The organism is Rhodococcus sp. 05-340-2 (assembly GCF_002258915.1).
Lineage (GTDB): Bacteria > Actinomycetota > Actinomycetes > Mycobacteriales > Mycobacteriaceae > Rhodococcoides.
Genome location: NZ_NOYU01000006.1, coordinates 138,998 through 152,020, shown reverse-complemented (window position 1 = coordinate 152,020; position 13,023 = coordinate 138,998). Strand labels below are relative to the sequence as shown.

Here is a 13,023-nt window from a genome sequence, read left to right as displayed (position 1 = left end):
TGTCACGGTGTGAAGGTCAAGCCCGAGTCAACACATCGGCCAGTGTTCGGTTCATCGTGTTCAGTGCCCGCACCGCACCCCGCAGCGGACCGGGCGCGTTGGTGGAGGTGAGCAGCACATCCAATACCGTTGTCTCGGTGATCTTCTCGGGCGGGTCGACGTGCTCCCCGGCGACAACTGCCTCCACCTGGCGCACGGTGTCGCGCACCAGAGCCGCAGCGTCGCGCAGCGCCTGTGCAGTCTCGTCCGACGGAGCCGTCTGCGTGTCGGCGCGGGAGGCGAGCACCCCGGCACGGGCCAGTGCGTGCGCCGATCGACTGCTGACGGCCAGCACCCGCAACAGTCGCTTGGCACCACGTCTGCTGCGGGTGGTCGGCCCGAGCACGAGTGGCTTTCCGGATGTCAGAACATCTTTCAGCGCATTGTCGAGCGTCCGCGTCGACGCCACCAGGTCGGTTGCACCGCCCGGTGAGAGAACCGATTCGACGCTCGATTCGATCAACGCATCCAGCTGTTCGAGGTACGTATCGACCTTCTCGATCAACGTCTTTCGAGTACTCGTCGAGAAGATGAAGTACGCCGACGCCATTCCGACGGCACCACCGACTGCGGTTTCGATGATCCGAAGCTCGAGCACCTCGATGCTGAACGTGCCCAGTAGCCCGTACAGCATTGCGAGCAGGATGGTCACGAAGAACGACAGCAGCGCATAGGCGACCGTCACCAGGTAGAACGCGAAGAATACGCAGACGACTATCAACACCAGCTGCAGGGGTTGATCGTTGCCCACCAGTGCGGCGATCACCACCCCGGCGAGCACGCCCGCGATCGTTCCGAGAACGCGTTGACCTGCCCGCGTGAGGATTTCACCCCGCGTCGACGCCCCCGTGAACACCAGGAAGGCCGTCAGCACCGCCCAGTACCAGCGGTCGGGAGAGACGAGTTCACCCAGCACCGTTGCGGCACTGGTGGCGACGGCCACCTGGATGGCGGCCTTGGTGCTGGGGTTCAGTCCGCTGGGCTCGTCCTTCGTGGCAGGTTCGGGGACGACTCGGGGACCCGCATCGACGGCAACCGCATTGGTGGTGATGTGATGAATCGCGATGTGCGCCTGCACGGCTCGCTGCGCAGAAACCGTCGCGATGCCGGCGGGGGTGGACGGGTCGGCTCGCTCGGCTGCTGCCGCCGCCAATCGGCGAGCCGCCCGCAGCTGTTCCGAGGACGGTGTGTTCTGCAGACAGGACCCGAGCGCGGTGGTCGCCTGTCCCAGGGACGTCGGCCACGGCTTGGCGGGATCGAGAGCCCACAGTGAGCTGACGAGTTGCTCGGTCGCGATCTGGGCGTCGAACACTCGCAGTGACAGATCGGCACTGGTGACGCTGAGCAGCTGCCCGGCATCGTGTCGGTCCAGCCAGTCGTCGATCATCAACGCGGTGTTGCCGAGCCGATCGAGCCTGCGGCGCATCAGGTTCAGGTCGCGGCTCTCCCCTGCCGACGCCGCCTCGAGTACCGAGGCCGATACCGCCCGCATCGCGAACAGCAGCCGGCGCACCTCCACGACCGGCCGGTCCGGGAAGACGACGGCTCGCACGAACAGGGCGATCACCAAGCCGCCGAGGATGGCTGCGATCAACATCGGTAGCTGCCCCGGGGTCGCGCGCAGGAACAGCGCGAAGAAGTACGAAATGAACGACACCATCCCCAGCGCCGTACCGCGAGGGCCGAACCGGCGCACCCACACCGCCGCGAACAGCACCACGATGAATCCGACGTCGGCCACCTTGCCGAGCTCGGAGAGCAACGCCGCCAACGCCACCGCCGCCGATGCGGGCAGCGCCATCAGCGCGGTGGTGATCAGCCGACTGCGCTGGTCCTTGTCCTTCACCGCTGCCGACGCCTGCATCGCCACGACGGTTCCGAGCATCGCCACCGTCACCGGTTGACCGATGGCGCGCGTGGTGAGCACCAGCGTCACCATCGCCAACAGCACCGTCAGCGTCGTCGCCGACGCGCTGCGCAGCCGTACCTGCCCCGGATCCGAGGCGTCGAGGATTCGGGCGAGGCGCTTCATTCCCCGATTCTGCGCTACGGCTCAGCCCCGTGCCGCCCGGATCGCAGGGGCCGACGAATGCGGGAGCAACCGGCTCATGTCCGACGGCGTGATCACCTCCACGGTCGCCGATTCGTCCAACCGATACGGCTGCGTGGAGATGATGCCTGCAAGGTGCTTGCGCAGCCGCGACATCTCGGCCCGCACGGTGATCGCGCGGCCGTCGTCGCCGAAGAGATCGGTCGCCATCTGCGCGGCGGTCCGTCCTTGGCGATGGGTGGCGAGCAGGTACAGGATCTCGGCGTGCCGGGGCGTCGGCTCGTGGGTCCACTCCCCCACCTCACTGCGCACTTCGATGCGAGGCTTCTGCGAATTGCGCAGGTCGATGCGAATTCTCGTCGTGTTGCCCGAGTCCGCGACCGACGAGTCCGCTGGGCCTGCGGGTCGGACGAGCCAGCCACCGGGCAGGGGTTCGAAGTCGCACACACCGAGGGTCGGCAGCCAGAAGCGTCCCGTCGCGAGATCCTCGGGCAGCAGGATGCGATTGCGCAGCGCCACCGATTCGACGGCCGCGACCCAGCCGTTCGCGTCGACGGCCAGGGCCGGGGACTGCAGGCGCGCGAGCATCGGTGCGGCCACCGAACGCAGTCGATCGAGTGTGCTCCGATGAATCTCGCGCAGTTGCGATTCGGCCAACCGTGCGACGGCGTCGACCAGTGCGATGGTGGTGGGATGCACCGTCTTTGCCGGTCCGCTGACGTCGATGGCTCCCAGTACCTGGCCGGTCCGAGGATCCCGAATCGGCGCACCGGCACACGTCCACGAATGATGGCTGCGCACATAGTGTTCGGCGGAGAAGATCTGTACCGCGCGGCGGGAGACCAGAGCCGTTCCGATGGCATTGGTGCCCACCGAATCCTCGGCCCAGTTGGCACCCTCGACGAATCCGAGGTCGTCGGCGCGGTCGAGTACCGCCGTCGACCCGCTGCGCCACAGCACTCGGCCGTGTCGGTCGGCGACGACGAGGATGTTGTCGCCGTCCTGTACCACCGATTCCAGGCCGCGGGCCAGATCGTCGAGGATGTCGAACAATCCGGACTCCCGACGGCTCAGTTCGAGATCGGAGACATCCATCTGCGTCTCGGCTGGGTTTCCCAGTTCCGGGTCGATGCCGAGGGTCTGCAGCCGACGCCACGAGTCCCCGATGACCTCGCGGGGACGCGCGGGCGACTTGCCGCCGGTCATGGTCGCGTCGTACACGGCAGTGAGAATCTGCGCGTAGCGGCGCGGGTCTTCACCGGCCGCCAGCGCAGGTTCGGGACCTGTCGACTGCATCATCACAGACAATTGTGCTCCAGCTCACAAAGCAGCATCGACGGGGGTTACCGGTAGACCAGACCACCGTCGATCAACGGTGCCTGGCCCGTCATGTAGTCCGAGTCGGGTCCGGCCAGATACGAGACGAATGCCGCGACGTCCTCCGGGGTCTGCGCGCGGCCGAGGGCGATGCCGCCGACGAACTTGTCGTACGTCTCGCCTTCTGCTGCGCCGGTCAACTCGGCGAACCGCTTGTCGATGGTGACCCACATGTCGGTGCCGACGACGCCGGGGCAGTACGCGTTGACGGTGATGCCCTCGGCCGCGTACTCCTTGGCCGCGGCCTGAGTCAGGGCACGAACGGCGAATTTCGTTGCGCTGTAGACCCCGAGCATCGCGAACCCGTCGTGACCGGCGATCGACGACGCGTTGATGATCTTGCCCTTCTGGCCGAGAGCCTTGAATTTCGCTGCGGCAGCTTGGATTCCCCACAGCACACCGTCGACGTTGACGGCCCAGATCTTCGCGACGTCCTCGGGTCGGACGTCGTCGAGCGGTGCCACCTGGGCGATGCCGGCATTGTTGACGATGACGCCGAAGCCGCCCAGCGCCTCGTGGGTGTGTTCGACGGCCGCGAAGACCTGGTCACGATCGCTAACGTCGGCCACGAATGTCGTTGCCTTCGAGCCTGTTCGACGCACTTCGTCGGCCACGCCGGCGATCTTGTCCTCGTTCAGGTCCGCCAGGGCGATGTCGTGACCGTCGTTCGCCAACCGCAACGCGATGGCCCGGCCGATGCCCTGGCCCGCTCCGGTCACCAACACCGCGCTCATGATGCCGCTCCGGTGGATGGGTCTACCAGGACCTTCATCTTGGTGCCTGCGTGCAGCGCTTCGAAACCGTCGTCGATGACGCCGTCGAGCGTGATCTTGTCGACCCAGCCCGTCGTGTCGTAGTGGCCCTGGCTCATCAGATCGATGACGGCCTCGTAGTCGGCGGAGGTGTAGCAGAGCGAGCCCTGGATGCGGGATTCGTTCATCACCAACTTCTGCAGCGGTGTGGTCAGGGGCTTTTCGTAGATCGCGACGCTGACGAGCGGCTTACGCGCACCGATGCAGCCGAGCGCGGCCTCGACGGCAGGTTGTACGCCGGCCGCGTCGTAGATGGCGTCGGCACCCTTGCCGTCGGTGAGGTCGGCGATGTACGCGGGGATGTCGAGGGCCGTCGGATCGAGAGTCTTCGCGCCGAGCGCTTCGATCGATGCGCGACGGGTCGGCGACGGTTCGACGACGTAGACGTTGTCGAGTCCCTTGCCCCGCAGCGCGAACCACAGGCCGATGCCGATGGGCCCGGCTCCGAACACCATCGCGGTGTCCTCGGGCTTCGGATCTCCCAGTGTCGCAGCGTGATAGGCGACCGACATCGGTTCGACGAGGGCTCCGAGTTCGAGCGAGACGTTGTGGGGCAAGGCGTGAATCATGTCGGTGGGCACAACGGTGTATTCGGCCATTCCGCCGTCGGACATCAGGCCGTGGAAACCGATCTGCGCGCAGATGTTGTAGTTGCCCGCCCGACACGGCCCGCAGTGCCCGCAGCGGTAGAGCGGCTCGATGGCGACGCGGTCGCCCACCGCGATACCGGTGACACCCTTGCCGAGTTCGGTGACCGTGCCCGAGAACTCGTGGCCGAGCACCAGTGGCATCTCCTGACCGGTGAGCGGATGCGGAGAGGTGGGGATGAAGATGGGGCCTGCGTAGTACTCGTGCAGGTCGGTTCCGCAGATTCCGTTGAACCCGACCTTGACCTTGACCTGCCCTTCACCGGGGCTGGGCTCGGGAACGTCGGTGATCTCCACCTTGTTGGGTCCGTAGTACACAGCTGCGCGCATCGATTTTCACTCCTGACTGGATTGGATATGCACACAGGTCTATGTGACCCGGAGCACAACCGCCAGGGTTGCAGTGAGTTGCAGTGCGCCCGCCGCGTTGCAACCTCCCGCAACCCTGACGGTCCGGTGTGATTCAGCTCATAGTGACGGCGTCCACTGTCGCTCACACCGAAACGAGCAGTCCATGACCGCAACCGCAGACCGCCCACTGAGCAAGCCGAAAATCGCTCGGTCACAGGGCAACTGGATCTTGTTCGGAGTCGCCAACCTCGCCGTCGTGGCGGCCGTGTCGCTTGCGACGTGGTATCTGCTGGCCGACCCGACCACCAGTCCGTGGAACTTCTATCCCCTCCCCTTCAACGCCGCGCTGTTCTGGGCAATTCTGTTCATCGTGTTCATCGGATTCGATTGCGAATTCGCCGGATTCGACTCACTGAAGCAACCGATGCGCGGGCTCACCATCCTGGCCTCGACGGCAGTGTTCGCCGTGGCCGTCACCTGGATCCTCGGTAGCGGCCTCGGGGCGTTGTATCCCGATTTCGCCGGCTCGAGGGAGGGCGGACTCGGCTATTTCGCCGGCGCGCTGTTCGTGCTGTTCGGTTTCGGAACCTGGGTGATGGTGGTCCTGAACTGGCAGCACTGGCCGTGGACCGTACTGCGCATGAAGCAACCGCTGATCGGGCTGTGCGAGATCGCCTTCGTCGCCGTGCCGACTCTGGCGCTGTATGTCGTGTTCGGGCTGCCCTCGGTCTCGCTCTCGGCCACCGATCCGCTGATGTCCGTCGACACCGCGCTCGGCTGGTTCTACTCGATCGTCGTCTCGGTGATCCTCACCGGCCAGACCCTCGACAACTGGCCCTGGAAACTGGCCGGCGGTGGAGGCCGGACCGCGCTGGCGGCGACGGTCGGCAATGCCGCACTCGGTACGGCGATCTACTTCCTGATGGTCCCGCTGGCGAAACTTTTGGTCGGCTCCGACGCCACCGCCGAGCTGGGCACCGTGATCAACCAGTTCCCCGCACAGATCGGAGTCTGCTGGGCCTTCTGGATGATTTTCTGGGCCAACGGCTTCGGCAATCGCTTCCCCGCGGCGGGGCGCGCGGTGCTGACCTTCGCCTTGGCCATCGGCACGTTCCTGGCCTACTACTACGTCGTCGCGGAGCTTATCCTGCACGAGCCCACCGTCGCCGCCGGGATCTCCGGGAACGCACTGGGATTCATCGACTGGTTGGTGCTGTGGACGTTGATCTACGTCGTCGGATTCCAGTCATTGGGGTTGAAGAAGCTCTCGCCGGCCTGAGACGAACAGCCGAGACACGACCGGCGATCGACGTCGGTCGTGTTTATGCTCGGAGAACAACAGATGAGCCGATCTCTGGCCTCGCGAGCTCTATCGACACCCACCTTCCGTCACTAGTGTCGTGGATCACAGCACTAGCGAGGGGATCCACACATGACGGTCATCGGGTACTTCCCGTGGCGTTCTTCGGCCGAAAGAGCAGATCGACCGTGCGTTCGCGACGACCACTCCGAATTGACGTACGCCCAATTCGCCGGGCGCGTAGACGTTTTCGCGTCACAGTTGGCTGCACACGGGGTCCGTACGGGCGACGTGATTGCCGTGATACTTCCCAACCGAGTCGAACTGATCATCGCAATCATGGCCGCGTGGCGTATCGGTGCGGTCGCAACTCCGGTGAACCCGACCTTGACGCCGTCCGAGGCCCATCATCAGATCACGGACTCGCGTGCGGTCATCGCGATCACCGACAGCGGCCGTCCGCGCGTCGACGGCATCGTCTGCCTCACCGTCGACGACATCTCGGGCGACGAACTCGGCTCCACCACAACATCTTTCGATGATCTCGGCTCGGTCGAACCCGAGTCCGACGACCTTGCGCTGCTGATCTACACCTCCGGATCCACGGGGCGGCCGAAAGGCGTCGAGCTGACCCACGCCAATCTGCAGTACATGGCGTCGGCGATGGCAACACATCTCGATCTGACCGCCGACGATCACTGCCTGCTCGTTCTGCCGCTCTTCCACGTCAATGCCATCTGCGTCAGCGTTCTCGCTCCATTGATCGCCGGAGGCCAGGTCAGCATCACCGGACGGTTCAGTCCAACAAGGTTCTTCGAGGACGTGAAAGAGCTTCGTCCGACCTATTTCTCGGCCGTCCCCACGATCTACGCGTTGCTGGCCGCGCAGCCACCGGACCCCGAGTCGGACTTCTCGTCCGTCCGATTCGGCGTGTGCGGGGCCGCACCGATCTCCAAGGAACTTCTCGACCGCGCCGAGTCGAGATTCGGTTTCGCCCTCGTCGAGGGATACGGCCTCACCGAGGGGACCTGCGCATCGGCGTGCAATCCCCCCACCGGAGTCCGCAAGTTGGGAACCGTCGGTCCGGCACTGCCGGGCCAGAGCATCGCCATCGTCGACGAGGACGGCCACCACCTGCCCGTCGGAACCGTCGGTGAGGTGCTGATCTCGGGCCCGAACGTCATGCGCGGCTACTTCGGTCGCCCGGAGGAGACCGAACGGACCGTCGTCGACGGATGGCTGCACACCGGCGACGTCGGGCATCTCGACGTCGATGGCTACCTCACCCTCGTCGATCGCATCAAGGACATGATCATTCGCGGTGGGGAGAACATCTATCCGAAGGAAATCGAGAATGCCCTCGCCACCCATTCCGATGTGCTCGAAGTTGCCGTCGTGGGCGCACCGGACGAGGTGTACGGCGAAGTCCCCGTCGCGTACGTGGTGACCTACCCGGCCGCAACCGTCGGATCCGCCGAACTTCTGGACCACATCCGTGATCTTGTCGCGAAAGTCAAACTGCCCGTTTCGATTCACCTCGTCGACGCGCTCCCGAAGAACCCCGTCGGCAAGATCGACAAGCCCCGTCTGCGCACCGAACTCCGCTCCACCGCTGCACCCGTCGGCTGACTTTTCAGCTCCGAACATCTCACTCACCAGGGCTGATCCCGGTGAGGCGATCACCCGTACCCACACCACCCACACAGGAGTAACGACATGGGATTCAAAGAAGGAAACTTCCCGCCGGTCGACCCGGCCACCTTCCTCGATCTACCGTTCCGCGACCGACTGCGGGCGATGTCGACCCACTGGGCCGACCACGGCTTCGGAACCCCGAAGATGGTGCACACCATCTACATTCTCAAACTCGCAGTCCTCTACCTCGCCATCGGCGTGTCGATAGCCACGTTGACCTCCGGGCACAATCCTCTCGACTTCTCGGCGTGGTGGAACGAACCGATCGTGTACCAAAAGATCCTGCTGTGGACGTTGCTCCTCGAAACGCTCGGCCTGGGCGGATCGTGGGGCCCGCTTGCCGGTCACTTCAAGCCGATGATGGGCGGCGCGCTCTTCTGGTTGCGCCCCAACACGATTCGTCTTCCACCGTGGCCGGGAAAGGTGCCCTTCACCTCCGGTGACAGCCGCACGGTCTTCGATGTCATCGTCTACGCCGCGATCGTGGGCAACATCGTTGCGGCACTGATCCTTCCCGGCGTGCACAGCAGCTCGATCGACGCTGCGATCGCGGACAACAACGGCCTGGTGCGGCCCGCACTGATGATCACCCTCGCCGCCCTTCTCGTCGTGATCGGGTTGCGAGACAAGGTCATCTTCATCGCCGCCCGCGGTGAGCAGTATTTCCCAGCCGTGCTGTTCTTCGGGCTACTGCCGTTCGTCGACATGATCATCGCCCTCAAACTGCTGATGGTCTCGGTGTGGGTCGGTGCCGGAATCTCCAAGCTCGGCCACCATTTCTCGATGGTCATTCCGCCGATGCTCTCGAACACCCCGTGGATCACCTCGACCCGTCTCAAGCGCGCGCATTACCGCAACTTCCCGGACGACCTTCGCCCGTCCACGATGGCCGGCGGCATCGGTCACGTCCTCGGAACGTTGGTCGAGGTCGCGACGCCGCTGGTCCTGCTCTTCACCACCGATGCCGTCGTCGCTCTCGCTGCCGCCGCATTGATGGTCGCATTCCACCTGTTCATCACCTCGACGTTCCCGCTCGCCGTCCCGCTGGAATGGAATCTGTTCTTCGCGTTCGCGGCGGTGTTCCTCTTCCTCGGATTCCCGAACGCCGACGGTTTCGCCGTATGGGACTTCTCCTCTCCGGTGCTGCTGGCCGTCATCGTCGTTGCGCTCGTGTTCTTCCCGATCGTCGGCAACCTCCGACCCGATTTGGTCTCGTTCCTGCCGTCGATGCGTCAGTACGCCGGCAACTGGGCGTCGGCGACGTGGGCGTTCGCTCCCGGTTGCGAGGACAAGATCGACGAGTTCATCAAGCGGCCGAGCCAGAACACTCGCACTCAACTGCTGGCGACCTATCCGGCCGATGTCGCCGACGTGGTGATGCACCAGCTGCTCGGCTGGCGTTCGATGCACAGCCAGGGTCGCGCACTGTTCTCTCTGATGATGAATCACCTCGGCGAGGACATCGACACCTACACGTTGCGTGACGCCGAGTTCTCGTGCAATTCGATCGTGGCGTTCAACTTCGGTGACGGCCATCTGCACGACGCCAAGCTGATCGCGGCGATTCAACGCCGATGCAATTTCGCGCCGGGAGAATTTCTCGTGGTCTGGATCGAGTCGCAGCCCATTCACAAGAGCTACCAGCAATATCAGGTCATCGATGCGGCACTGGGAGTCATCGAACGCGGTACGTACAAGGTCTCCGATGCCATCGAGCAGCAGCCGTGGTTGCCGAACGGCCCGATTCCGGTGACTGTGACGTGGACACTGGACATCGACGCGAACCGCGCCGCCACCGATCCCGGCACCGTGAAGGAACCGAAGATGCGCGAGAACACCGCACGCCCCGCAGGCGACTCCGTCGTCGCGCCCGCTCCGCAACGCGGCGAGCAGGTATGACCACAGCCGTGGTCGTCGGCAGCGGGCCGAACGGGCTCGCTGCCGCGGTACGCCTCGCTCGCGCCGGGGTCGATGTTCATGTTCTCGAGGCCGCGGACACCATCGGCGGGGGAACGCGCAGCGCCGAGATGACAGTGCCGGGTGTGACCCACGATCTGTGTTCGGCGTTCCATCCGATGGGTGCGGGTTCGCCGTATCTGCGCACGCTCGACCTCGAGCGCTACGGCCTGCGGTGGCAACTGGCGGACATCGACTGCGCGCACCCGCTCGACAACGGTGATGCAGGATCGATCCACCGGTCGATAGAGGCAACGGCCGACGGTCTTGGTGTCGACGGGGTGCGCTGGAACCGGATGTTCGGTGACCTGGCCCGCAATTTCGATGTTCTCGCTGCCGACTTGATGCGCCCGATTGCGAACGTGCCGCGGCACCCGCTGGCCCTTGCGGCCTTCGGTCCACGCGCACTGCTACCGGCCACCGTGTCGGCGAAGTGGTGGCGAACGGACAAGGCGAGAGCGATGTTCGGCGGGCTGGCGGCTCACGCCTACTACCGATTGGACCGACCGGCGACGTCGGCCGTCGGGTTGATGCTCGCTGCCTCGGGTCATCGCTACGGCTGGCCGGTGGCCGAGGGCGGTTCCGGGGCGATAACGCAGGCGTTGGCATCGATGCTGGCCGATCACGGCGGCAAGATCGACACCGGCGTTCGAGTACGTACGGCCTCGGACATTCCCCGATCCGACGTGGTCCTGCTCGATACGTCACCGCGCGGCGCTCTCGACATCTACGGCGATGCGGTGCCCTCTCGTATCGCGCGCTCCTACCGCAAGTTTCGTCGTGCTCCGGCCGCATTCAAGATCGATTTCGCGATCGACGGACACGTACCGTGGACGAACGCCGCGTGCGGGCGCGCCGGCACCGTTCATTTGGGAGGTTCCTTCGAGCAGATCGCGGCGAGCGAGAAGGCGATCAATCTGGGCGTCATGCCGGATCGGCCGTTCGTGTTGGTGGGCCAGCAGTACGTGGCCGACCCGACGCGATCTGCCGGGTCGATCAATCCGCTGTACGCGTACGCCCACGTGCCCAACGGATTCACCGGCAACGCGACCGAGGCGATCATCGCCCAGATCGAACGATTCGCACCTGGATTCCGAGATATCGTCGTCGCCACCGTCGTCACCTCCCCCGCCGAACTGGAGGCCTCGAATCCGAACTACCTCGGCGGCGACATCATCGGGGGCGCGAACACCGAACTTCAGGTGGTACTTCGACCTCGAATTGCGTTGGATCCGTACAGTATCGGAGTTCCCGGGGTGTATCTGTGTTCCGCGTCGACTCCCCCGGGTGCCGGCGCACACGGAATGTGTGGATACAACGCAGCGGAGTCCGCGTTGCGACACCTACGGCGGCAGAAGAAGGACGTGGGGTGACGAACCTCGAACCCGAGGACCGTCGGGCGGTTGCCCGCAGCCGGCTTGCTCATGTGCCTGCGACGGCCCACGAGGACGTTCTCGCCGCCGTCGCACAGGTCGCGCGGTCGCTGTCGGCGCGAGAACTCGACATGGTCCGGGCGATGACCTCGCTCATGGCGCACGATATCGATCATCTGGACGACGACCCCGTCCTCGTGCAGCTTCTCGAGGCCTCTGTCCACGGCAACATCTCGACGATCGTTCATGTACTGGCCAACGACATTCCGGTCGACCGCCTGCAGCCGACCACCGCAGCCGTCGAGTACGCACTGCGCCTTGCTCAACGCGATGTTCCGTCGAATTCACTGGTGCGGGCCTATCACCTGGGCCAGAACGAAATGATGAGTATCTGCTTCGAGGAAGTGAAGAAGAACTCGAACGATTCGGAGCTCGATTTTGCTGTCCTGAAACATATTTCGGACGTCGTCTACAACTACATCGACTGGATAACGCTGTTCGTCTTCGACGCATACGAGACCGAACGCATTCGGTGGATCGGTGCCAAGGGAACCGTTCATTCGTCGACCATTCACACACTGCTGGCCGACCGGAGCGGAACCACAACGACGTTCGAGGCCCACACCGGTTACCTGCTGAACCAGAATCATCTCGGTGTCGTCGTGTGGAGCGATGGATCGGACTCGACGACGACCCTCGGATCGATCGACGTCATTTCCCGCCGCGCCGCCGCGGCGATGCGCTCCGCAGGTCCGCCGATCGTCACCGCGATCGATCGCCGAACCGCGTGGGCCTGGATCCCCCTGGGTACCCGCACGCCGACGGTCGATACGGCCGAACTTGCTGCGGCCGTTCGCCTCGACCACTCCACCCGCATGGCCGTCGGGCTACCGGGCAAGGGCGTCGACGGGTTCCGCCGGACCCACGAGCAGGCACGCGCCGCGTACTCCATCGCGTCGATACCCGGAACACCGGTGCGTGAGGTTCTCGGCTACGGCGACAAGAATGTGGCCATCGTGTCGCTGCTCGCCCAGGATCTCGATTCGGCCCGGTACTGGGTCTGGGAGACGCTGGGCACGCTCGCGGACGACACGCCCAACGCGGCCGTGCTGAGAAACACCCTGCACGCATATTTCGCGCACGACGAGAGTCATCTGCACGCGGCCCAGGAACTCAATGTCCACCGCAACACGGTGAAGTATCGGGTGACCAAAGCGCTCGAACTACACACGACCAGCGGGGACAAGCTCGATCTCGCGCTGGCACTGCAGGTGTGTCAGTTTCTGGGAGCCCTGGTTCTCAGGCCCACCCATACGTAGACACGGGCTTCTTCTCGACACGGTCGATACCTCGGCGCGCTGCAACCCACTGCAACTCTCGACTTCGCCACGGGGCGGGAGTGTGCTGGGTCACACAACGAGCA

The 13,023-nt window shown here is 64.7% G+C and carries 9 protein-coding genes; 5 read left to right on the top strand and 4 right to left on the bottom strand.

Features of this window, described 5'->3' with window-relative positions; all coding sequences use genetic code 11:
* Positions 1-16 precede the first annotated feature (16 nt).
* The 4 genes from CH271_RS02125 to CH271_RS02110 are packed head-to-tail and all read right to left on the bottom strand — an operon-like array spanning position 17 to position 5,255.
* Positions 17-2,071, bottom strand: a complete 2,055-nt coding sequence (locus tag CH271_RS02125; RefSeq protein ID WP_094632453.1) for an FUSC family protein — start codon at positions 2,069-2,071, stop codon at positions 17-19.
* A 21-nt stretch (positions 2,072-2,092) separates the two neighbouring features.
* On the bottom strand, positions 2,093-3,388 hold the full coding sequence (locus CH271_RS02120) for a GAF domain-containing protein (protein ID WP_094632451.1): 1,296 nt from the start codon (positions 3,386-3,388) through the stop codon (positions 2,093-2,095).
* A 44-nt stretch (positions 3,389-3,432) separates the two neighbouring features.
* Positions 3,433-4,200: an acetoin reductase gene (locus CH271_RS02115; protein WP_094632449.1), complete on the bottom strand. Its 768-nt coding sequence runs from the start codon at positions 4,198-4,200 to the stop codon at positions 3,433-3,435.
* Positions 4,197-5,255 carry a 2,3-butanediol dehydrogenase gene (locus tag CH271_RS02110; RefSeq protein WP_094632446.1) on the bottom strand — a complete coding sequence of 353 codons (1,059 nt, stop codon included), beginning with the start codon at positions 5,253-5,255 and terminating at the stop codon, positions 4,197-4,199. The genes CH271_RS02115 and CH271_RS02110 overlap by 4 nt, the downstream gene beginning before the upstream one ends.
* 184 nt (positions 5,256-5,439) lie before the next feature.
* Between CH271_RS02110 and CH271_RS02105 the strand changes: the two genes are divergently transcribed.
* The 5 genes from CH271_RS02105 to CH271_RS02085 all read left to right on the top strand — a co-directional run bounded on the left by CH271_RS02105 (position 5,440) and on the right by CH271_RS02085 (position 12,919).
* Positions 5,440-6,555, top strand: a complete 1,116-nt coding sequence (locus CH271_RS02105; protein ID WP_094632444.1) for a hypothetical protein — start codon at positions 5,440-5,442, stop codon at positions 6,553-6,555.
* A gap of 153 nt (positions 6,556-6,708) precedes the next feature.
* A complete protein-coding gene (locus tag CH271_RS02100; RefSeq protein WP_094632442.1) occupies positions 6,709-8,205 on the top strand; it encodes a class I adenylate-forming enzyme family protein in 1,497 nt (498 codons plus the stop codon).
* Positions 8,206-8,292: 87 nt separating this feature from the next.
* Positions 8,293-10,170 (top strand): DUF3556 domain-containing protein, encoded by a 1,878-nt coding sequence (locus CH271_RS02095; protein ID WP_094632440.1) that lies wholly within the window; start codon positions 8,293-8,295, stop codon positions 10,168-10,170.
* A complete protein-coding gene (locus tag CH271_RS02090; RefSeq protein ID WP_037194960.1) occupies positions 10,167-11,600 on the top strand; it encodes a phytoene desaturase family protein in 1,434 nt (477 codons plus the stop codon). Before CH271_RS02095 ends, CH271_RS02090 begins: the two co-directional genes overlap by 4 nt.
* Positions 11,597-12,919, top strand: coding sequence for a PucR family transcriptional regulator (locus CH271_RS02085; protein WP_179274848.1), 1,323 nt, complete (start codon positions 11,597-11,599; stop codon positions 12,917-12,919). The genes CH271_RS02090 and CH271_RS02085 overlap by 4 nt, the downstream gene beginning before the upstream one ends.
* Positions 12,920-13,023 lie beyond the last annotated feature (104 nt).